Here is a 19,639-nt window from a genome sequence, read left to right as displayed (position 1 = left end):
GAAGTTAGTGGGTCAAGCTCGTGATCATCTGGGCGCACACGCGGGAGAGGTGCCGGCGCATCACCGTCGCCGCCCTGGCCGCGTCTCCGTCCGCGATCGCGTGGACGAGTTCGTCGTGGTCGTCCATCGACGCGTGCTGGTGTGGCGGGTCGTCGTCCAGCGCGCTGCGCAGCAGCACCACTCGTTGCTGCACGAGCCGCACCTGCTCGGCGATGTACGGGCTGCGGGCGGCCTCGATCAACGTCTGGTGGAACGCGAGGTCCAGCCGGTACGGGAACGGCTGCCCGGCCTTGTAGTTGCGGCGGCTCTCCGCGCACACGTCCTGCAGCCGCACGAGGTCGACATCGGTACGCCGCGACGCCGCCAGCTCCGCGGCCGCGCATTCCAGCGCGGTGCGCAGCTCGAACAACGCCCGCACGTCCTCGGGGCTGGCGTCGGGCACGAACGCGCCGCGGTGCGGGACGAGCGTCAGCAGCCCTTCGGAGGCCAGGTGCCGGATGGCCTCGCGCAACGGGCCACGGCTGATGCCGAGCTTCTGCGCCACCTCGACCTCGTTGACCCGCGAGCCCGGCGGGATCTCCCCGGTGAGCACCTGCTCGCGCAGCACGTCCACGGCCTGCCCGGCCAGGCTGAGGTGCAGTGGGACCGGAGGTGTCACCTTCGTCTCCTGATCTGGACGGCACCGGCCGTCCTCCCGCTAAACTAGCGAACGTGTCAACTGTCGACAGTTGGCAATTTTACTCACGGGCTGGAGGGGCGACATGGCACACGAAGTGGTGGCTGAGGTCTGGCGGGGCGATTTCCTCGAGTCGGTGCACCACGGCACCGTCGTCGCCACCGATGCCTCCGGTGACCCGATCCTCTCCATCGGACGCCCCGGCGACGTCGCGTTCCCGCGGTCGTCGAACAAGCCGCTCCAGGCCCTCGCGATGCTGCGCAGCGGCCTCGACCTCGACGGCGCGCTGCTCGCCCTGGCCTGCGCGTCGCACTCGGGCGAGGACTTCCACGTCGCCGGCGCCCTGCGGATCCTGGCCTCGGCGGGTCTCGGCGAAGACGCCTTGCAGTGCACTCCCGACCTCCCGCTCGGCGAGCAGGCGCGCGCCCAGCACCTCGCGCAGGGCCTGGCCCCCGCCCCGAAGTACATGAACTGCTCCGGCAAGCACGCCGCCATGCTCGCCACCTGCGTCGTCAACGGCTGGTCGACCGGCGACTACCTGGACCCGGCGCACCCGTTGCAGGTCGCGACCCGCCTCACGATCGAGGACGTGGCCGGCGAGCCCGTCGCCCAGGTCGGCGTGGACGGCTGCGGCGCCCCGATCTTCGCCATCAGCCTCACCGGCCTCGCCCGCGCGTTCGGCCGTCTCGCCAGCGCCGCCGAGGGCACCCTCGAACACCGCGTCGCCACCGCCATGAACACCTACCCGCAGTGGGTCGGCGGCACCGGCCGCGACGTCACCACGCTCATGGACGCCCTGCCCGGCGTCGTCGCCAAGGACGGCGCCGAGGGCGTCTACGCGGTCGGCCTGCCCACCGGCGAGGGCGTGGCGCTGAAGATCGCGGACGGTTCGTCGCGCGCCCGCGCGGTCGTCGTCGTCGCGGTGCTCAAGCGGCTCGGGGTCGACGTGAGCAAGGTCGAGGACCTCGCCACGGTGCCGGTCCTCGGGCACGGCCGCGCGGTCGGCGCCGTCAGGCCGTCGCTCGCGCTGGCGAGTTGACGCCCGCCGCCCGTGAACGGCCGCCGAGCCCGAATCCCGCGCCCCAGCCACTAAGCTGGGGTTTATGGGCGATTCGAAGGACGAGGACGAGAAGTTCCAGGAGGAACTGATCGGCCTCGACCCACACGACCCCGAGACGAAGGCGTTCGCCGACCATCTGGACAAGATGAAGCGGCAACGCCCGGGCTTCACCGTCGAGGGTTACCTGGAGGGCGTGCGGGACTTCGCCGACTCGGCGAACCGCACGACGGGCCACCAGAGGCTCGTCGCCGTGATCGTCGTCGGGCTCATCCTGCTGGGCGTGCTCCTCACGATCTGGTTCGCACTCGGCGACATCATCGCCATCATCTTCTGAGTCGAACGTCTTCTGGGCACAAACGAGAACGAGACCTTAACGGGGCCTTACGGCGCCGCACCCCACAGCGTCGCCGGGAAGCCCTGAGGGCAGGCCGGAGTTATAAAGAGACATGGAACCTGTTGTCGGCGCCACCCCCAAAGTCGTGCGTTCCGAAGAGGAATGGCGCGCCCAGCTCAACCCCGCCGAGTTCGCGGTGCTGCGGCAGGCGGGCACGGAGCGTCCATGGACCGGCGAGTACACCGAGACCAAGACCGAGGGCGTCTACGAGTGCCGTGCCTGCGGAGCAGAACTCTTCCGCAGCGACACCAAGTTCGACTCGCACTGCGGCTGGCCGTCGTTCTTCTCGCCGCTGGCCGGAGACGCGGTCATCCTGCGTGAGGACCGCGCCCTCGGCATGAAGCGCGTGGAGGTCATCTGTGCCACGTGCCACAGCCACCTCGGGCACGTCTTCGAGGGCGAGGGGTATCCCACCCCGACGGATCAGCGGTACTGCATCAACTCCGTCTCCTTGAAACTCGTTCCGTCCGAATAGGAGACTGAGCGCCAGTCCGGTCACCAAGGCATCGGACGGACCCTGGGAGGCACAATGATCTTCCGCATCGCCCTGCGCGGCACTGACGGTGAAGGCTCCGGCGGAGTCGACGGCGGCTCCTCGAGCTAGCCACAGGCAGTAGCCAGAGGCAGAAGACCGGCAACCCTAAGGCTTCGTCAACAAGCCTTGTGGGGCTGTGGCGCGGACCACACCATTGACTCACCGAAGCAGTTTCGGGGCAGTCAGGGGGTGGGTCGCATGCCAAGGCCTTGGGGATTGTCCGGACCTGAGTTCCTTCAGCTGTACTGGATCGGGCTGGCACTGGCGGTGCTGGTCGCGATCGTCGTCCGGGTACGCGTGCGGGCGGGTCACAGCACCCAGCCCGTGCGCTCACTCGACATGGACGAGCTCGCATTCCTCGCGGGCGGTCCAAGGCGCGTGGTCGAAACGGCCGTCGCGCGGCTGCTCACCTCGGGTGAGCTCAGGCCTTCACGGCGGGGCACCGTTCAGGTCACGTCCACCACGCAGTCACTCAACCCGGTGGACCGCGCGGTCATCACCGACTGCCAGCGCTACACCAACCGCACGGTCAAGCTGATGATCGAGTCCGTCTCGGCGGACCGCGTGGTCACGGGGATCGGCCAGCGACTCGAGGACATGGGTCTCCTGGTCAACCGGGACGTCGCGAAAAGCGCGTTGCGCAAGGGATCCATCGCCCTCTGGGCGCTGCTCGCGATCGGGATCGCGCGCTGGGTCAACGGCATCGCGATCGACGCGCCCGTCGGCTGGCTCACGCTGCAGCTCGTCCTCACCGGCCTGCTGATCCTGTTCCTCACCCGGCGCGGCACGAAGATCGTGCGCACCGGCAAGGGCAGTGCGGTTCTCGACGACGCTCGCCGCACGAGCACCAAGGCGGCGGGAAGCGTGGACGAGGTCCTGTACGCGGGCGCGGCCGGCGCGGTCCTCTTCGGCGGTCTCGTCATGTATCCGGATCTGGCGGTGCGCACGTCGTTGCTCGCCTCCTCCAGTACCAGCAGCTACAGCAGCGGCAGCCACAGCACGTGTTCGACCGGTTCTTCTTCGTGTTCAAGCGGAAGCAGCTGCGGCGGCGGCGGGGGCGGCGGTTGCGGCGGCGGCGGAGGCGGCGGCTGATCGGTCGTTCGGTCCTTTTCAGGTAACAACAGGAACCCAGGGGTAGATCTCACGTCGAAGAGTCACTGACACCAGTGAGGGGAGTGCTGATGTCCGAGTCTTCGGCACCGCACCGGACCACGTGGTCCGCGGAGGAGATCGGGTTCCTGGCAGGGGGACCGGGAAGAGCGGCACACGCCGCTCTCGCCCGGCTGGTGGACGGCGGTCTCGTGCGCGTCTCCCGCGAGGGACTCGTGACCGCCGTTCACCAGAACGGCTGGGGTGCCTCGACTCCGCTGGAGGCGTACGTCCTCGCCGGACTCCAGGGCACCGCTCGTCCTGTCCCGCAGGTCATCCAGGTGGCGATGGCGAGCCACGAGATGGGCGCGCTGGCGCAGAGCTTGATCGCTCGCGGAGTCGTGCAGCCCCGGTGGGGCAGGCCCGACGGCGGCAGGAGCGCGCTGCGCGTGGTGTTGTTCCTGCTGGCCTTCATCTCGATCTTCGTCGCCTTCGCGGTCGAGTCGTGGGTGTTCGTGCTCACCGGGATGCTGTTGGTGGGGGCACTGCTGTTGCGCAAGCAGGGCAGGCTCACGGCGAACGGCAGGACCGTGGTCCGGTACGCCTTCCGGAGCGCGCGCAGCCGCGCGGAGCACGTGGCGTTGTTCGGACTGCGACCGGGCAAGCCCGGCATGAAGACGTCCACTCCGCACGTGAGCAGCGGCAGTTGTGGTTCCTACGACTGGAACCACCACGGCTGCGCCGGTTCGTCGAGCTGTTCGAGCAGCAGTTGCAGCAGTTCCAGCAGCAGTTGTTCCAGCAGCAGCAGTTCAAGTTGCAGCAGCAGTAGCAGCAGTAGTAGCTGCAGCAGCAGTTCCAGCAGTTGAGGGGGAAGCTGATGGAAACACCGGCAACGGCGCAGGGGACGTGGCTGTCCGCGGAGGAGGCCGGCTTCCTGAAGGCCGGTCCCCGACGGGCCGCGGAGACCGTGCTGGCCCGGCTGATCGACACCGGACTCGTGCGGGTCTCCCGCGACGGCCTCGTCTCCGCGGTGCACCAGGACGACCACGGCGCCACCACCTCGGTCGAGGCGCGGCTGCTGAGCCACGCGCAGACTCCCGTCCGGTTCGACATGATCGTGCAGTCGATCGCGCGGAGCACGGAGATCGCCGACCTGTACCGGCACCTGTTCAGCCGCAGGCTCATGCAGGTGCCTCGCCGCCGCGGCGAGGGCTGGTGGTTCTCCCTCGCGGTCGCGGGCCTGCTGACCCTGGCGGGCTTCGTCTCACCGCCGTTCTTCGCCGGCGTGCCGATCGCCCTGTGCTTCTCCTTCCTGCAGTACGGCAGGAGCCCCGTCACCAAGGCCGGCAAGGCCGCGCTGAAGCAGGTGACCACGCACGACAGGGTGCACGCGGTGGCGCTGCACGGGTTCACCGGAAAGGCCGGCGGGCGGAACGTCAGCGAGTTGTTCGAACTGCCGCAGAGCGTCGTGAAGATGATCCCGCCCAAATCGCGCAAGCCCGGGAAGCGGTCCCACTCGGACGGTGGCGGAGGCGGTGCGGCGTCGAGTTGCAGCAGCTGTGGTACCACTTCCAGCGGTTGCGGCAGTTCGAGCGGTTCGAGTTGCGGCGGCAGCAGCAGCTGTGGCGGCGGAGGAGGAGGCGACTGATGGCGACACCGACGACAGCACGCGGAACGCGGTTGCCCCCGGAGGAGATCGGCTACCTGGTGGCGGGACCCGGCCGGGCGGCGGAGACCGCACTGGCCAGGCTGCTCGACGCCGACCTGGTGCGCGTGTCGCGCGACGGGCTCGTGTCCGCCGTGCACCAGACCGAGCTGGGGGCCTCGACCGCGGTCGAGACGGTCATCCTCGTCAACCTGCGCAAGGCGGTCCGGTTCGACGCGGTCGTGCGGAACGCCGCGAAGAGCGCGGAGATGCGGGCGTTGCACCAGCAGCTGCGGGCACGCGGGCTGACGCGTGACCCCCGTCCCCGGCTCGCGGTGTGGTGGGTCTTCCTCGCGATCGGCGTCGTCCTGAGTGCGCTGGCCTTCCTGGAGCCGTGGACCCTCTTCGGTGCGGTGATGTTCCTGGGAGTCGCGTACTGGACGTTCGGCGCGAAGCCGCTCACCAGGGCGGGCCGGGCGGCCTTGAAGGACGTGACCGCGAGCGACAGGGTTCTCGCGGTGGCACTAAAAGGCTTCCGCGGCAGGATCGGCAACCAGAGCGTCGGCGAGCTCTTCGGGCTGCCGCAGAGCGTCGTGAAGATGTTGCCGCGCAAGAAGAAGAGGAAGGCCGGCAGCGGAGGCGCCGCGGGCACGGCCGGCTGTGGCAGCAGCAGTTGTGGCACCAGCAGCAGTTGTTCGTCGGGCAGCGGCAGCAGCTGCGGTGGCGGCAGCAGCTGTGGCGGTGGCGGAGGAGGAGGCGACTGATGGCGGGCATCAAGGACCTGGGTGTCGGCATCGGCTGGCGTTCCGAGATCGACCTGACCGTGGAACGGCTGCCCGGCGTGGACTTCGTCGAGGTCGTCGCCGAGAACCTCCACATCGGACACCTGCCGGAGTCGGTGACGCTGCTGCTGGAGCGCGGCGTACCGGTGCTCCCCCACGCCGTGTCGCTCTCGCTGGGCAGTGCCGACCAGGTCGACCTCCACCGGGTCGAGCACCTGGGCGCCGTCGCCGAGGCGGTCGGCGCGCCGATGGTCAGCGACCACGTGTGCTTCGTGCGGGCGGGCGGGCTCGACTCCGGCCACCTGATGCCGGTGCCGCGCACCAGGGACGCGCTCGACGTGCTCGTCGCGAACGTGAAGCTGGCGCAGCGGAACCTGCCCGTGCCGCTCGCGCTGGAGAACGTCGCCGCGCTGCTGGAGTGGCCGGACGGCGAGCTGTCCGAAGGCCAGTTCCTCGCCGAGCTAGTCGAACGCACGGGCTGCTGGTTGCTCGTGGACGTCGCGAACCTCTACGCGAACGCCCGCAACATCGGCACGGACCCGGAGCGGTTCCTCGACGAGATCCCGCTGGAGCGCCTGGCCTACGTGCACGTGGCCGGCGGCGAGCAGAACGGCGACATCTACCACGACACGCACGCGCACGCGGTTCTGCCGGAAGTCCTGGAGGTGCTGGACGAACTGTGTTCGCGCGTCGCCCCGCCCGGCGTTCTGCTGGAACGGGACGACAACTACCCGTCCGACACCGAAATCGCGAGCGAGCTGGCCGCGATCCGCGCGGTGGTGGACAAACATCGTGGCTGAAATCGCGGAAGGAAATGGCCTTTCGTCCGCACGCGAAAGGCTTGCCACCCAGCAGGCCGAGCTGCTAAATGCATTGCTCGCGAACGGACCGGCACCGGCGGGATTCGACGAACAACGCCTCGGCGTCGAACGTCGCGCGTTGCTGTCGAAACGGCGCGGCATCGTGCGGATGCTCGGCCCCGCGGTCGCCGACGAGCTCGGCGACCGGTTCCGGCCGCTCTTCGACGCCTACGCCGCTGATCACCCACGTCGTGCGGGGTCTCGCGCACGCGAGGATGCCGCGGCGTTCGCGGAATGGTGCCGCGCTTCCGGAGAACTGCCAGAAAAGCGCAAGGCGCGCTGGAAGTTCTGGCAGTCGAACTGACGGGCGAGCAAAACGGGGGCCAGAATCCCCCGTTCGGCCCTGTGTGACCCTCAGCGCCATCGATACGTTCGAAAGGGTTGGGGGACCTTTTCGCACTGCCTTCGCTTTACCGCGAAAGGCCTTCCGGCCTGCGCGGACCACAGCGCGCAGAATTCGAACCACGAGGGGATTCGAATGCGCGGAAAATCCAAAGTGCTGGGCGCCGTCACGGCGCTCGCCCTGACCGTGGCACCGGCCGCCACAGCCGCGGCCGCTCCACCAGCGGGCAACGCCCCGCAGAAGACCGCCGACGAGGTCACCCTCGTCACCGGCGACAAGGTCCTGCTGGGACACGACAGGCAGGTCGTCGCGATCCAGCCCGGTGAGGGCCGCGGGAACATGGCCTTCAAGACCGCCCGCACCGCGGACGGTCACACGATGGTCGTGCCGAAGGACGCGTTCGAGCCCCTGGCGGCGGGCCGGCTCGACCGCAGGCTCTTCGACGTCACGACGTTGCTGGAGTTCGGCTACCGCGACCGCATGCCGTTGATCGTGGACGGCCGGGCGAGACTCGGCGCCAGGTCCTCGAATGACTGGACGGCGCTCAAGGCCGAGGCCGCGACCGGCGACAAGGTCTGGCTCGACGGCATCCGCAAGCCGAGCCTCGACCGCAGCGTCGCCCAGATCGGCGCGCCGGCCGCCCACCAGAACGGCATCACCGGCCAGGGGATCAAGGTCGCGATCGTCGACACCGGTGTCGACGAGAAGCACCCGGACCTCGCCGGCCAGCAGATCGCGGAGAAGAACTTCACGACCGACCCCGACAACACCGACAACGTCGGCCACGGCACGCACGTCGGGTCGACCGTCGCGAGCCGCGACTCGAAGTACGGCGGCGTCGCGCCCGGCGCGCAGCTCATCGACGCGAAGGTCTGCGTCGAGTTCGGCTGCCAGGAGTCCTGGATCCTCGACGGCATGCGCTGGGCGGCGGAGCAGGGCGCCCAGGTCGTCAACATGAGCCTCGGCGGTGGCGACACCCCCGAGATCGACCCGCTGGAGCAGGCCGTCAACGACCTGACGGCCCAGTACGGCACGTTGTTCGTCATCGCGGCGGGCAACTCGGGTTCGTCCGGCTCGGTCAGCTCACCCAGCACGGCCGAGGCCGCGCTGTCGGTCGGCGCCGTCGACCGCGACGACAAGATCGCGCCGTTCTCCAGCAAGGGCCCTCGCGTGGGAGACAGCGGGCTCAAGCCCGAGGTGACCGCGCCGGGTGTCGACATCGTCGCCGCCAAGGCCGGTGGCGCGGACCACTTCGCGGCCAGCGGCACGTCCATGGCGACCCCGCACGTGGCGGGCGCGGCGGCGTTGCTCAAGCAGCAGCACCCGGAGTGGACGCCCGCACAGCTCAAGTCGGTGCTCGCGACCACGGCCAAGCCCACCGAGGGCGTCAGCGCGTTCGACCAGGGCGCCGGGCGCATCGACGTGGCCAAGGCCATCGGGCAGGTGCTGACCGGCGACGTCACCGTCAACCTCGGCCTGCACGAGTGGCCGCACGGTGACGACAAGCCGGTGACCAAGCCGATCACCTACACCAACCCGACGGACGCGGCGATCACGCTCGACCTCGCGTTCAGGGGCAGTGCCCCGGCGGGCATGTTCACGCTGGGCGCCACGAAGGTCACCGTGCCGGCCAAGGGCACCGCGTCGGTGAACGTCACCGGTGACTCGCGTGCCGGCACCAAGGACGCCGCGTACGCGGGCGAGGTCGTGGCCACGTCCGGTCCGCACACCGTCCGCACGCTCGTCGGCATCGACCGCGAGGTGGAGAGCTACACCCTCACGATCGACATGATCGGCCGCGACGGCGGGGACCCGGATTCGTTCACGTTCCTGGTGGGTCTGGACAACAACACGTTCAAGCCGGTCGCCGGTACGGGCGACGTCAAGATCCGCCTGCCCAAGGGCACGTACTTCCTCGACACGACGATGTTCAGCGGCGAGCGGGGCACGGACCTGCTCTACCAGCCCACCGTGAAGCTGACCGGCGACACGACGATCAAGCAGGACGCCCGCCTGGCCCAGCCCGTGTCGGTGAAGGCGCCGGAGGAGACCGGTGACTTCACGCTCGGGATCATCGCCTTCCGCCGTGCGGTCGACGGTGAGAGCCGCCTGCAGGGCACGATGCTCATGTTCGGCGGGTTCGAGGGCGTCGGGATCGCGCAGGCAGGCGGACCGTTGCCGCCCGCCGACCTGTCGTCGCTCGCGATGCTGCAGGCCAACACCACGGCCGACCCGCACACGTTCTACCGGCTCGCCTATCCGGTTCCCGGCGGTCTCCCCGTCGGCCTCGTCAAGGCGCCTGCCCGCAAGGACCTGGCCAGGGTCGAGGCCACCATCGGCGGCCAGAAGCCGGACAGCCAGGCGTCGAAGGGCGAGCTGCCGGTGACCCAGCTGGGTTTGGGCGGCAGCACAGCGCTCTACCCGGTGGCGCCGGGCGCGACCGCGGTCGACTACGTGAACACCGAGGACGTGCGCTGGCAGTCCGCGATCATGACGCGCCACGCCAACGGCGCCCAGGAGCGCATCACCTCGGCGACCCGCACGTACAGGGCGGGCAAGACGTACGAGGAACGTGAGGTCCGGCCGGTGTTCTCGCCGGGTCTGCCCGAGGCCGAGTACGGGTTCCTCGAGCGGTACGGCACGCAGTTCTACGTCAGCCCGCCGATGACGAGCGACGGCACGCACGGCGACGGCACGTCCACTGTGGACACGGCGAGGGCCGCCCTGTACCGCAACGGGGTGCTGCTCGGCGAGACCGACACCCCAGGCGGCCTGTTCTCAGGCGTGCCGCTGCCGCAGGGCGACTTCCGCGCCGAGGTGAGCCTCGACCGGAGCTCGCAGTTCGAGTTCAGCACCAAGGTGTCGGCGGCGTGGAACTTCAAGTCCCAGGGCACCGAGGGCGAGATCGTCGCGCCTTCGCTGCCGGTGGTGAAGTTCGAGCCGAGGCTCGACGCCGACGGCGCGGTGCCCGCGGGCACGTTGCAGCGCGTCGGACTGCTCACCCAGTCGCAGGGCGACGCGGGCAGGGTGCGCGTCACCGGCGTCGAGTACTCGCACGACGACGGCAAGTCGTGGCGCCGTGCGGGTGTGGTGGGCAACAGCGCGTTGATCTACCACCCGGCCGGCGCGAAGTGGACCTCGCTGAAGGCCACGGCGAAGGACGCCAACGGCCACACCGTCGAACTGACGGTGATCCGCGCCTACAAGGTGGCGTAGGAGAACGGAAAGGGCCGCCTGGACACCGTCCAGGCGGCCCTTTCGCCGTTGTTACGGCAGGTTCAGCACGAGCTCGGCCGCCGGCACGCGGGTGCCCGTGTAGAACGGGATCTCCTCGCGCACGTGCAGCCGCGCCTCGGTGCCGCGCAGGTGGCGCATGAGGTCGACGATGCGGTGCAGTTCGTCGGCCTCGAACGCGAGCAGCCACTCGTAGTCGCCGAGGGCGAACGACGCGACGGTGTTCGCGCGCACGTCCGGGAAGTCGCGGGCCTCCTTGCCGTGGTCCGCCAGCATCTTGCGGCGGTCCTCCTCCGGCAGCAGGTACCACTCGTAGGACCGCACGAACGGGTAGACGCAGACGTACTTGCGCGCCTCTTCACCCGCGAGGAACGCGGGGATGTGGCTGCGGTTGAACTCCGCGGGGCGGTGCAGGGCGACCTGCGACCAGACCGGCGTGGAGACCTTGCCGAGCGGGGTGCGGCGGAAGCCCGTGTAGGCGGCCTGCACCTGCTCGATCTCCTCGGCGTGCCACCAGATCATGAAGTCCGCGTCGGCGCGCAGACCGGCCACGTCGTAGACGCCGCGGACGACGACGCCCTTGCCCTCCAACGCGTCCAGGTAGTTCTGGGTCTCGCTGGCCGCGGCCGAACGGTCGTCCGGCAGCTTGCCGGGTTCGACCCGGAACACCGACCACATCGTGTAGCGGATGGTGTCGTTGAGCTCGTTGTAGTTGAGGCGCGCCATACGTCCATCTTGGCACGGGCCCCTCAACGGCGAACGCGGCCCAGCAGGTGGGCTGCGACACGGGCGGCGGCCGCGTCGGCGGTCGCGATGCAGGCAGGCACACCCACTCCGTGCAGCGTGGCGCCCGCGACGGCGAGGCCCGGCACGTCGGCGATGCCGCGTTCGATGGTGTCCACCAGGTCGACGTGACCGACGCCGTACTGCGGCAGCCCTCCACCCCAGCGTTGCACCACGTAGTCGATCGGCGCGGCCTTGATGCCCGTCAGCTCGTGCAGGTCGTTGCGCACGGCCTTGACGAGGTCGGCGTCGCTGCGCTGCAGGAGCGCCGTCTCGCCGTGCCGCCCGACCGAACCGCGCAGGACGACCGGCTCGCCGTAGTGCGCCCACTTGCGGCTGGAGAACGTGAACGCCTTGGCGGTGAAGGGGGTGATGCGGTCGGAGTACCGCTCCCCCTCCGCGATCAGGATGCCGGAGCGCCGCGGCAGTTCGGTGCCCGGCGGCAGCGCCAGCGCGACGACCGCCATCGAGGCGACCTCGACCTTGCCGTACGCGGCGGACACCTGCGGGGCGATCTCGTGCAGCAGCTTGCGCGCGGACGGGGCCGGGACCGCGAGGACGACGCCGTCGCACTCCAGGTACTCCGGGGTCGCGGCCGAGCCGATCTCGAGCCGCCAGCCGGCGCCGAGCCACGACAGCACGCGGACCGGCAGACCTAACCTGACCTCGGGCTTCGCGACCTCGGCGAGCCTGTCGACGAGCGACGACACGCCGCCTGAGAGGCTGGCGAACACCGGCGGGCGCGCGGCACGGGGCTGCGGTGGCGCGGGCATCATCATCGCGGCGGCCGCGAGCAGTGAGCCGACGCCCTTGTCCAGCAGGGTGGCGATCTGCGGCATCGTGGCGCGCAGGCCGAGCTCGTCCGCGCGACCCGCGTAGACGCCGCCCAGCAACGGGCTGACCAGGCGGTCCGCGACCTCCGGGCCGAACCTGTCCTTCATCAGCGCGCCGACCGCGACGTCGCCGCCCCGCAGTTCGATCGACGGCAGCGTCGGTTCCATCTCGACCCGCAGCGCGCCTTCGGACGACAGCATGTGCCGCACGCTCTCGACGCTCGCCGGAACGCCCATGAACGTGTGCGCGGGCAACTGGTGCGTGCGCCCCGCCGCGTGCACGCTCGCCTTCGCGTCCGTGGGGTGCACGACGTGATCGGTGAGGCCGACCTCGTTGATCAGCTCCTGCGCCTCGGGCTTGCGGTGCAGGAACGCCTCCGCGCCCACGTCGAACCGCACACCCGCGAGTTCGGTCGTGCGCAGCTTGCCGCCGAGCCGGTCGGACTGCTCGATCACCGTGATCCGCGCGGCGGGTCCGAGCAGCATCCTCAGCCGGTGTGCGGCGGCCAGACCGGAGATGCCTCCCCCGACGACTGCGACGTGCGGCGCCCTTGCGTGCATTACAAGCTGTGGATCAGTTCGACGGTCCGGGTGATGATCTCCGGATCGGTGTCGGGCAGCACGCCGTGGCCGAGGTTGAAGATGTGGCCCGCGGCGGCCTTGCCCTCGGCGTGGATGCGGCGCACCTCGCGTTCGACGGCCTCGAAGCCCGCGAAGAACAGCGCAGGGTCGAGGTTGCCCTGCACGACCGGCTTCGGCAACTCGGGGTTCGCCTGCTCGAGGCGCTGCACGGCGACGTCCAGGGGGATGCGCCAGTCGACGCCGACGACATCCGCGCCGGCCTCGCGCATCGCGGGCAGCAGCTCGCCGGTGCCGACGCCGAAGTGGATCCGCGGGACGGTGGTGATCGTCTCCAGGACGCGCTTCGAGTGCGGCAGAACGAACTCGCGGTAGTCGCGCTCGGACAGCGCGCCCGCCCACGAGTCGAACAGCTGCACGGCCTGGACGCCCGCGTCGAGCTGCGCGTGCAGGAACGCCGTCGTGACGCCTGCGATCTTGGCGAGCAGCGCGTGCCACAGCTCCGGGTTGCCGTGCATGAGCGCCTTGGTGCGCTCGTGGTTCTTGCTCGGCCCGCCCTCGACGAGGTAGGAGGCCAGCGTGAACGGCGCTCCCGCGAACCCGATCAGGGCGACTTCCTGCGGGAGTTCCTTGAGCAGCAACCCGATCGCGTCCGCGACCGGCTGGACCTGCTCGGCGTGCAGCTCGGGAAGAGCCTCCACGTCGGCGAGCGTCCTGACCGGGTTCGCGACCACGGGACCGGTGCCCGCGACGATGTCGAGGTCGACACCGGCGGCCTTGAGCGGCACGACGATGTCGGAGAAGAGGATCGCGCCGTCGACCCCGTGCCGCCGGACGGGCTGCATGGTGATCTCGCAGACCATCTCCGGGTCCATGCACGCGTCGAGCATCGCGGTGCCCTGGCGGAGCGCCCGGTACTCGGGCAGCGACCGTCCCGCCTGCCTCATGAACCAGACAGGGGTGTGCGACGGGGTGCCGCCACGAGCGGCCACGAGGAGGGGGACTTGAGTGCTCATATCTCTTTCATGGTCCCACGTCCCGGCGTGCCGCCATCACTCGGCCGGATTGCGAGGCATACAGTCAGTTGTGTGACCGAGCCGGAAATCTTCCGCCGGGCGGTGGGGACGCTCAAGTCGGTTCGCCACAGGCCCGAGATCGAACTCACCGAAGTTCGCCCACCGCAGCGGCTCGCTCCGTGGGCGTACGCGCTGACGGCTGAGGTCACCGGCCCGTCGGACGAACTGTCGACCGGAAGGCTCGTGCTGCTGCACGATCCGGACGGCGACGAGGCGTGGGGCGGTGTCCTTCGCGTCGTGGCGTACGTCCGCGTCGAACTGGACCACGAGCTGGCGTCCGATCCCCTGCTGCCCGAGGTCGGGTGGTCGTGGCTGACCGAGGCGCTGGAGCAGTCCGGGGCCGGGTTCACCGCGCTGGGCGGCACCGTGACGCAGACGTCGTCGGCCCGGTTCGGCGACATCGCGGGTCCCGCGCGCACCGACGATCTGGAGCTGCGCGCGTCGTGGACCGCGCTCGACGGAGAACTCGCCGAGCACGGCACCGCGTTCTACGAGCTGATGGCGACGGCCGTGGGGCTGCCGCCGGTCGGCGTCACCCTCTTCGGGCAGCGCCAGCCCTAGGGCGTGTCCGCCTCCCGCAGGACCCGGAGGACGTTCGCGCCCGCGAGCTTGGCGCAGTCGTCCTCGGACCAGCCCCTGTCGAGCAGCGCGCCGAAGAGGCTCGGGTAGGTGGAGACGTCCTCCAGGCCCTGCGGCAGCGCCTGGACGCCGTCGTAGTCGCCGCCGATGCCGAGGTGGTCGACACCGACGACCTCACGGGCGTGGTCGAGGTGCAGGACGACGTCGTCGAGCGTGGCGGCCGGCTTCGGGTGCTCGACGATCCACTTCTCGCCGAACGCCTTGCGCTCCCCCATGTCGGCGTGGTTCGCGCCGGCGGCCGTCATGGCCTCACGAAGGGCTGCGTCCCATTCAGCGACACGAGGTGAGACGAAGTCCGGCACGAATGTGATCATGGCCACACCGCCGTTTGCCTTCAACTTGGTAAGGACGTCGTCCGGGATGTTGCGCGGGTGGTCCGCGACGTGGCGGCACGACGAGTGGCTGAAGATGACGGGCTTGACGCTCGTGTCGAGCGCGGCGTGCATCGTGCTGGGCGCGACGTGGCTCAGGTCGACGAGCATGCCGATGCGGTTCATCTCGCGCACGACGTCGCGGCCGAACTCGGTGAGCCCGCCGTGTTCTGGCTGGTCAGTCGCACTGTCGGCCCACGGGGTGTTGTCGTTGTGGGTCAGCGTCATGTACCGGACGCCGAGGCGGCGCAACGCCCGCAGGACGCCGAGTGAAGAGTTGATGGAGTGGCCGCCCTCGGCTCCGAGGAGGGAGGCGACACGCCCGGTGGCGAAAACTTTTTCGGCTTCCGCGGCGGTCGTCGCGATGCCGAGGTGATCGGAGTAGCGCTCCGCCAGCTCGTAGACCAGTTCGACCTGTTCCAGCACGGCGGTGACGGCTCCGTCGCCCGCGAGCCTGCCGGGAATCCAGACGGACCAGAACTGCATCCCCAGTCCGCCCTCGCGCATTTTCACGAGATCCGTGTGCAGGCTGGGATGACGTTCCGTGAGATCGATCTTCGCGGCGGTCGTGTAGACGTCCTCGCCCGTTCCGTCGCCGAACTCGCGCAGAGCCCACGGGAGGTCGTTGTGGCCGTCGACGAGGGGGAAACGCTGCAGCAACGCCCGCGCTCGTTCGAGACCGGAACTGCTAGGCACAACCAACTCCAAGATGTCGTTCTGAGAGGGGCTCGCGTTACACCCCCTATCTAGTTGTCATCCAATCGTGTGACACGTGGGGCCATCTGTCACAACTCAATAGGGATAGATACCCGATTGATCGTCCCGTAGACCCGCATGGGCGGCTACGCTGCCCCAGACGACACCACTTTCGGTCGATCAGTGGCGCGGCTGATTGGACGAAAGTCTCCGGTGCCGGTCGGGGGGCACGACCGACTCCAGGGAGGTAGTGACGTGGCTGCCGTCGGCTTAGGTCAGGCCGTTCGTACCACGCCAGCCGGCTCGTTGCCGGCGAACATGGTCCCGCACCCGCGGGAAGAGCTTTTTTCAGTGCTGGTGGTCGACGACCACCCACTGCTGAGGGAGGCGATATCAGCTCGGCTCACACAAATGGGAGCCGGGACAGTGCATGAGGCCGCATCGGTGGCAGAGGCTCGGGCGCGGGCACTTGCAACCGGTCCTTGCGACCTCGCGATCCTCGATCTGGGTCTGCCGGATGGCACCGGCATCGACCTGGTCACGGAACTCCGTGCCCAGGGCTGGCCCCGCATCGTGGTCCTCGCATCCTCCGACGACCCCTACGCGGTCAGGTCGGCCTTCCAGGCGGGCGCCCAGGCGTACCTCCTGAAGTCCGCCTCTCCGATGGTGGTCACCGACGGGGTGCGCAGGGTTCTCGATGGTGGCGTTTACGCAGATCCGAGCGTGGCACCAGTACTCGCAGCGGGTACTCGGGTGCCGGGCACGGACAACACGCCGCGGGAACTCTCCGCGCGTGAGGTCGAGGTGCTCCAGCTGGTCGCCGATGGCCAGAGCAACAAGGAGATCGGCGAGGCTCTGAGCTTGTCCGCGTTGACGGTGAAGTCTCACCTGTCGCGGATCGGCCGGAAGCTGGGCACAGGAGATCGCGCTCAGATGGTCGCGCTGGCCATGCGTGCCGGCGTGATCCGTTAGATACCGGTTTGAAGCACTGAACCGGCCGAGAACACCTGTGAGTGGTGCGATCGTCGTAGGGTCATCCGCTGTGGATGTACCCGCCGACGAGCCAACCGCACCAACCGGACCAGAACCGGTACCGCTGACGGAACCTGCTGATGGGGTCCCGCCCGTGGTCGCCGATCCAGCTGCGCTCCGGCGAGCCGCTGACGCGCTCGCCGGGGCGAAGGGCCCGGTCGCGGTGGACACCGAGCGAGCCTCGGGCTACCGCTACTCACAGCGTGCCTATCTGGTGCAACTGCGCCGGGAAGGCGCCGGCACCTGGTTGGTCGACCCGATCGCCTTGGGCGGACGGCTAGACCCCCTGGTGGAGGCGCTCGAGGGCACTGAGTGGGTGTTGCACGCGGCGTCTCAGGACCTGCCGTGCCTCGCCGAACTCGGGCTCCGACCCGGCGTGCTGTTCGACACCGAGCTGGCGGGCAGGCTGGCTGGGTTCGACCGTGTCGCACTGGGCACGCTGGTGGAACGGCTACTTGGTTACAGGCTCGAGAAGGGGCACGGCGCGGCCGACTGGTCGCGCCGGCCCCTTCCTGCCGATTGGCTGACGTATGCCGCTCTCGACGTGGAGCTGCTCGTGCAGCTGCGCGACGTTCTCGAAGCCGAACTGGAGCGCCAGGGCAAACTCGCCTGGGCGCTCGAGGAGTTCGAGGCGGTGCGCACGGCGCCATTGCCGCGCCCCCGCACCGACCCCTGGCGACGCACGTCCGGTATCCACCGCGTGCGCAACCAGCGGCAACTGGCCCTCGTGCGTGCGCTGTGGGAAGCCCGCGACACCGTGGCCCGTGAACGTGACATCGCCCCCGGCCGAGTCCTCCCGGACTCCGCGCTGATGGAGGCGGCCGCCCGCAACCCGGCCAACGAGGCGGAGCTGCTCGCCCTGCCGGTGTTCCGAGGCCGAGCCCAGCGCCGCATGTCCGGCGTCTGGATGAACGCCCTGCGCAAGGCAGGCGCTCTGGCGAAGTCGGAGCTCCCGGAGCCCGCGGGCCAGCACGACGGCCCGCCCCCGCCCAACCGCTGGGCGGACAAGGACCCGGACGCCGCGGCCCGCCTGGCCGCGACCCGAGCGGCACTGGCGACCATCGCCGAGGCGAACACCCTCCCGGTGGAGAACCTGCTGCTGCCCGACCTCGTGCGCCGCACCTGCTGGCAACCGCCGGCCGACCTCTCCCCCGAGTCCGTGGCCACCGTGCTGCGCGACGGAGGCGCCAGGTCGTGGCAGATCGAGCTGACCCTGGACGCCCTCTCCAAGGCGCTGACAGCGACAGCACCGACGCCGTCCGACTCCGACTGACATCCGACAGATCAGCTGCCGTGCGTGATCCGCTCACGCACGGCAGCTGATCTCCATGCCGTCCTCGACGGGGAACGCGACGCTGACGTACCCGTTTGCCGGGCGTCGCCGGGCAGGATCGTCACGACCCCACCGAGCCCCGCCTCGTCGAGGTTCTTCCTCGCCGCGGCGACCTTCACTGCGGACATCTCCGTCCCGTAGACGTGCCCGCGCCCGTTGTCCGCGACGGCCGCCGCCAGGTAGAGCGTCGAGATCCCGAACGACGTGCCGAACTCGACGACGGTCTCCGGCCGGCCCGACCTCACCAGCCCGTACAGAAGCTCCCCACCGCGGGCCGAGATCGGCATGTAGACCCCGGCCAGCGCATCAGCGCGTTCCTGCGCACTACCCGTGCGCACCACGTCCCGCGGCGCGTCGAAGTTGTCGTCCGCGCCAGCCGCGCCGAAGAGCCGGTCGAGCACCGAACGAACCCGCGTCTCGTGCAAGGTGATGGTCATGGCAGCCAGAGTAGACGCAACGTTGCGTCTAGCCTAGCCCTGGCTAAAGTACGCCCCCTGGAGGTGACGATGGGGAGCAACACCGCGCATCGCGGAAACCGGCACGGCCGCAGCGAGGAAGCCAGGCAGGCCGTCCTGGAGGCCGCCGACGACCTGCTGGCCGAACGGGGATTCGCCGGCGTGACGATCGAAGGCATCGCCGCACGCGCGGGCGTCGCGAAGCAGACGATCTACCGCTGGTGGCCGTCCAAGGTCGACGTGCTGCTGGAGGCGTTCACCGAGGACATGGCCGAACACCTCACCCCACCGGACACCGGCGACCTGGGCACCGACCTGCGCACCCACCTGGCGACCCTGGCCGAGTTCCTCACCACCACAGACCCAGGCGCGGTCTTCCGCGCCCTCACGGGCCAGGCCCAGCACGACCCGCACCTGGCCGCCCGCCTGCGCGACGACCACCTGAGCCACCAACGCGAACGCGACCGCCTCCCCCTGCACCGCGCGATCGAACGCGGCGACCTCCCCGCCGACCTGGACGTCGAGGCGGCACTCGACCACCTGGTGGGCCCGATCTACTACCGCGTCCTGGTCACCGGCTCCCCCGTCCCCCGCACCTTCACCGACGACCTGGCAGCAGCCTTCCTGCACCGCCACCAGCGATGATCAGCACCGCCCGCCTGGACCTGCTCCCGCTGCGAGCCGAACACGCCGCCGAGATGGCCGAGGTGCTGGCAGACCCGGCGCTGCACGCGTTCACTGGCGGCACCCCGCTTTCCCCGGAAGCACTGCTCGCCCGGTACCGGCGACTGGCCGAGGACTCCCCCGACCCGGCCGTGCGGTGGCTGAACTGGGTGATCCGGCTCCGCGACGAAGACCGCCTGACCGGCACCGTCCAGGCGACGATCACCCACGCCGACGGGTCAGCCGAGATCGCCTGGGTCGTCGGCACGCCGTGGCAGGGCCGCGGCATCGCCCGCGAAGCAGCCCGCGGCCTCGTCACCTGGCTGGCCACGCAGCCCGTCCGCACCGTGATCGCGCACATCCACCCCGACCACCACGCGTCCGCCGCAGTAGCCGAGTCCGCTGGCCTCACCGCCACCGACGAGGTCCACGACGGCGAGACCCGCTGGCTCCTCCACCTCCACTGACCCGCCCTTGCAATGGCTCATTTGCGGACGAAGTCCAAAGAGTCATTGCTAAGCAGCAGGTCACAGGCAGTGCTGAACTGATATATCGGCCTAT

The 19,639-nt window shown here is 69.8% G+C and carries 21 protein-coding genes; 15 read left to right on the top strand and 6 right to left on the bottom strand.

All coding sequences use genetic code 11. From position 1 onward, the window contains the following. Window positions 1-4: 4 nt before the first annotated feature. Entirely contained in the window at window positions 5-658 is a 654-nt protein-coding gene (locus tag AB0M48_RS10495) for a GntR family transcriptional regulator (protein WP_363838557.1), read from the bottom strand. A 103-nt stretch (window positions 659-761) separates the two neighbouring features. Here AB0M48_RS10495 and AB0M48_RS10490 point away from each other — a divergent pair, with 103 nt between their 5' ends. From AB0M48_RS10490 to AB0M48_RS10445, 10 genes are all read left to right on the top strand, one after another. Beyond that, on the top strand, window positions 762-1,715 hold the full coding sequence (locus tag AB0M48_RS10490) for an asparaginase (protein ID WP_363838552.1): 954 nt from the start codon (window positions 762-764) through the stop codon (window positions 1,713-1,715). 64 nt (window positions 1,716-1,779) lie between these two features. Then, window positions 1,780-2,070 (top strand): hypothetical protein, encoded by a 291-nt coding sequence (locus AB0M48_RS10485; protein WP_363838547.1) that lies wholly within the window; start codon window positions 1,780-1,782, stop codon window positions 2,068-2,070. Between the two features lie 112 nt (window positions 2,071-2,182). Continuing rightward, a complete protein-coding gene (gene msrB / locus AB0M48_RS10480; RefSeq protein WP_363838544.1) occupies window positions 2,183-2,605 on the top strand; it encodes a peptide-methionine (R)-S-oxide reductase MsrB in 423 nt (140 codons plus the stop codon). A 258-nt stretch (window positions 2,606-2,863) separates the two neighbouring features. Then, window positions 2,864-3,757, top strand: a complete 894-nt coding sequence (locus AB0M48_RS10475; protein ID WP_363838539.1) for a TIGR04222 domain-containing membrane protein — start codon at window positions 2,864-2,866, stop codon at window positions 3,755-3,757. A gap of 89 nt (window positions 3,758-3,846) precedes the next feature. Next, window positions 3,847-4,620, top strand: a complete 774-nt coding sequence (locus tag AB0M48_RS10470; protein ID WP_363838536.1) for a TIGR04222 domain-containing membrane protein — start codon at window positions 3,847-3,849, stop codon at window positions 4,618-4,620. A gap of 11 nt (window positions 4,621-4,631) precedes the next feature. Beyond that, window positions 4,632-5,402, top strand: a complete 771-nt coding sequence (locus AB0M48_RS10465; protein WP_363838532.1) for a TIGR04222 domain-containing membrane protein — start codon at window positions 4,632-4,634, stop codon at window positions 5,400-5,402. Further along, window positions 5,402-6,163 carry a TIGR04222 domain-containing membrane protein gene (locus tag AB0M48_RS10460; protein ID WP_363838529.1) on the top strand — a complete coding sequence of 254 codons (762 nt, stop codon included), beginning with the start codon at window positions 5,402-5,404 and terminating at the stop codon, window positions 6,161-6,163. Before AB0M48_RS10465 ends, AB0M48_RS10460 begins: the two co-directional genes overlap by 1 nt. Beyond that, window positions 6,163-6,981 (top strand): DUF692 domain-containing protein, encoded by an 819-nt coding sequence (locus AB0M48_RS10455; protein ID WP_363838525.1) that lies wholly within the window; start codon window positions 6,163-6,165, stop codon window positions 6,979-6,981. Before AB0M48_RS10460 ends, AB0M48_RS10455 begins: the two co-directional genes overlap by 1 nt. Beyond that, complete coding sequence (locus AB0M48_RS10450; RefSeq protein ID WP_363838521.1) at window positions 6,974-7,345, top strand: hypothetical protein; 372 nt, start codon at window positions 6,974-6,976, stop codon at window positions 7,343-7,345. The genes AB0M48_RS10455 and AB0M48_RS10450 overlap by 8 nt, the downstream gene beginning before the upstream one ends. 174 nt (window positions 7,346-7,519) lie before the next feature. Beyond that, window positions 7,520-10,600 carry a S8 family serine peptidase gene (locus tag AB0M48_RS10445; RefSeq protein ID WP_363838518.1) on the top strand — a complete coding sequence of 1,027 codons (3,081 nt, stop codon included), beginning with the start codon at window positions 7,520-7,522 and terminating at the stop codon, window positions 10,598-10,600. A 51-nt stretch (window positions 10,601-10,651) separates the two neighbouring features. Here AB0M48_RS10445 and hemQ read toward each other — a convergent pair whose 3' ends face one another. Genes hemQ through hemE form a run of 3 tightly spaced genes read right to left on the bottom strand, consistent with a single transcriptional unit; the run spans window position 10,652 to window position 13,829 of the window. Then, window positions 10,652-11,344, bottom strand: coding sequence for a hydrogen peroxide-dependent heme synthase (gene hemQ / locus AB0M48_RS10440; RefSeq protein ID WP_363838515.1), 693 nt, complete (start codon window positions 11,342-11,344; stop codon window positions 10,652-10,654). Between the two features lie 23 nt (window positions 11,345-11,367). After that, entirely contained in the window at window positions 11,368-12,795 is a 1,428-nt protein-coding gene (hemG, locus tag AB0M48_RS10435) for a protoporphyrinogen oxidase (protein WP_363838512.1), read from the bottom strand. Next, window positions 12,795-13,829, bottom strand: coding sequence for a uroporphyrinogen decarboxylase (gene hemE, locus AB0M48_RS10430; protein ID WP_363838508.1), 1,035 nt, complete (start codon window positions 13,827-13,829; stop codon window positions 12,795-12,797). Before hemE ends, hemG begins: the two co-directional genes overlap by 1 nt. 72 nt (window positions 13,830-13,901) lie before the next feature. Here hemE and AB0M48_RS10425 point away from each other — a divergent pair, with 72 nt between their 5' ends. Next, window positions 13,902-14,450, top strand: a complete 549-nt coding sequence (locus AB0M48_RS10425; RefSeq protein WP_229905701.1) for a DUF3000 domain-containing protein — start codon at window positions 13,902-13,904, stop codon at window positions 14,448-14,450. Here AB0M48_RS10425 and AB0M48_RS10420 read toward each other — a convergent pair. Continuing rightward, entirely contained in the window at window positions 14,447-15,595 is a 1,149-nt protein-coding gene (locus tag AB0M48_RS10420) for a dipeptidase (protein WP_363838503.1), read from the bottom strand. The two genes, AB0M48_RS10425 and AB0M48_RS10420, sit on opposite strands and share 4 nt — an antisense overlap. A 318-nt stretch (window positions 15,596-15,913) precedes the next feature. On the opposite strand from AB0M48_RS10420, the gene AB0M48_RS10415 reads away from it, so the two are divergent. Next, window positions 15,914-16,567 (top strand): response regulator transcription factor, encoded by a 654-nt coding sequence (locus AB0M48_RS10415; protein ID WP_181320591.1) that lies wholly within the window; start codon window positions 15,914-15,916, stop codon window positions 16,565-16,567. Window positions 16,568-16,637: 70 nt separating this feature from the next. Further along, on the top strand, window positions 16,638-17,900 hold the full coding sequence (locus tag AB0M48_RS10410) for a ribonuclease D (RefSeq protein ID WP_363838499.1): 1,263 nt from the start codon (window positions 16,638-16,640) through the stop codon (window positions 17,898-17,900). A gap of 11 nt (window positions 17,901-17,911) precedes the next feature. Here the strand turns inward: AB0M48_RS10410 and AB0M48_RS10405 are convergent, their stop codons facing one another. Further along, complete coding sequence (locus AB0M48_RS10405; RefSeq protein WP_363838496.1) at window positions 17,912-18,397, bottom strand: class I SAM-dependent methyltransferase; 486 nt, start codon at window positions 18,395-18,397, stop codon at window positions 17,912-17,914. 69 nt (window positions 18,398-18,466) lie between these two features. On the opposite strand from AB0M48_RS10405, the gene AB0M48_RS10400 reads away from it, so the two are divergent. Next, window positions 18,467-19,060, top strand: a complete 594-nt coding sequence (locus AB0M48_RS10400; RefSeq protein WP_363838493.1) for a TetR/AcrR family transcriptional regulator — start codon at window positions 18,467-18,469, stop codon at window positions 19,058-19,060. Beyond that, on the top strand, window positions 19,057-19,545 hold the full coding sequence (locus AB0M48_RS10395; RefSeq protein ID WP_363838488.1) for a GNAT family N-acetyltransferase: 489 nt from the start codon (window positions 19,057-19,059) through the stop codon (window positions 19,543-19,545). The genes AB0M48_RS10400 and AB0M48_RS10395 overlap by 4 nt, the downstream gene beginning before the upstream one ends. Window positions 19,546-19,639: the final 94 nt, after the last annotated feature.

The organism is Lentzea sp. NPDC051208 (assembly GCF_040682435.1).
Taxonomy (GTDB): domain Bacteria; phylum Actinomycetota; class Actinomycetes; order Mycobacteriales; family Pseudonocardiaceae; genus Lentzea; species Lentzea kristufekii.
This window is presented reverse-complemented; position numbering and strand designations above follow the sequence as displayed.

Coding starts and splice junctions, on each gene's coding strand:
- AB0M48_RS10460 (WP_363838529.1), top strand. CDS start 5,402: ATGGCGACACCGACGACAGCACGCGGAACGCGGTTGCCCCCGGAGGAG.
- AB0M48_RS10475 (WP_363838539.1), top strand. CDS start 2,864: ATGCCAAGGCCTTGGGGATTGTCCGGACCTGAGTTCCTTCAGCTGTAC.
- AB0M48_RS10465 (WP_363838532.1), top strand. CDS start 4,632: ATGGAAACACCGGCAACGGCGCAGGGGACGTGGCTGTCCGCGGAGGAG.
- AB0M48_RS10400 (WP_363838493.1), top strand. CDS start 18,467: ATGGGGAGCAACACCGCGCATCGCGGAAACCGGCACGGCCGCAGCGAG.
- hemQ (WP_363838515.1), bottom strand. CDS start 11,344: ATGGCGCGCCTCAACTACAACGAGCTCAACGACACCATCCGCTACACG.
- AB0M48_RS10445 (WP_363838518.1), top strand. CDS start 7,520: ATGCGCGGAAAATCCAAAGTGCTGGGCGCCGTCACGGCGCTCGCCCTG.
- AB0M48_RS10485 (WP_363838547.1), top strand. CDS start 1,780: ATGGGCGATTCGAAGGACGAGGACGAGAAGTTCCAGGAGGAACTGATC.
- hemG (WP_363838512.1), bottom strand. CDS start 12,795: ATGCACGCAAGGGCGCCGCACGTCGCAGTCGTCGGGGGAGGCATCTCC.
- msrB (WP_363838544.1), top strand. CDS start 2,183: ATGGAACCTGTTGTCGGCGCCACCCCCAAAGTCGTGCGTTCCGAAGAG.
- AB0M48_RS10415 (WP_181320591.1), top strand. CDS start 15,914: ATGGTCCCGCACCCGCGGGAAGAGCTTTTTTCAGTGCTGGTGGTCGAC.
- AB0M48_RS10395 (WP_363838488.1), top strand. CDS start 19,057: ATGATCAGCACCGCCCGCCTGGACCTGCTCCCGCTGCGAGCCGAACAC.
- AB0M48_RS10405 (WP_363838496.1), bottom strand. CDS start 18,397: ATGACCATCACCTTGCACGAGACGCGGGTTCGTTCGGTGCTCGACCGG.
- AB0M48_RS10490 (WP_363838552.1), top strand. CDS start 762: ATGGCACACGAAGTGGTGGCTGAGGTCTGGCGGGGCGATTTCCTCGAG.
- AB0M48_RS10455 (WP_363838525.1), top strand. CDS start 6,163: ATGGCGGGCATCAAGGACCTGGGTGTCGGCATCGGCTGGCGTTCCGAG.
- hemE (WP_363838508.1), bottom strand. CDS start 13,829: ATGAGCACTCAAGTCCCCCTCCTCGTGGCCGCTCGTGGCGGCACCCCG.
- AB0M48_RS10470 (WP_363838536.1), top strand. CDS start 3,847: ATGTCCGAGTCTTCGGCACCGCACCGGACCACGTGGTCCGCGGAGGAG.